Genomic DNA, 337 nt, shown 5'->3' on the forward strand with positions numbered 1-337 from the left:
AGCCTCCCGTCCGTCATCTGGACGCGATCGTGACGCTGGCGACGCGGTGACCGTCCATGGCGGTCACCTCGAGGCGGTGGTCGCCGACCTCCACGACGTCGCCGACCGCGGGGACGCGGTCCAGGTGCACCTGCACCAGGCCGCCCACGGTCTCGTAGTCGCCGTCGGGCAGGGCCGGTCCGCCGTCGGCGTGCAGGTCCTCGAGGACCGTCGCGCCGTCCACGCCGTCGCCGTCGGCCACGGGGGCGTCGTACTCGTCACGGATGCGGCCGACGAGGTCCTCGAGCAGGGCCTCGAGCGTGACCATGCCGGCGCTCCCGCCGTACTCGTCGACGAC

1 protein-coding gene is annotated in these 337 nt (G+C 73.9%); it reads right to left on the minus strand.

What is annotated here, in order from left to right; translation table 11 throughout:
- Window positions 1–13 precede the first annotated feature (13 nt).
- Window positions 14–337: transporter associated domain-containing protein (locus tag BIU98_RS00120; RefSeq protein ID WP_302847957.1), on the minus strand; the 324-nt coding region annotated here is incomplete at its 5' end.

This window comes from Curtobacterium sp. MMLR14_010 (genome assembly GCF_001865015.1).
GTDB lineage: Bacteria > Actinomycetota > Actinomycetes > Actinomycetales > Microbacteriaceae > Curtobacterium.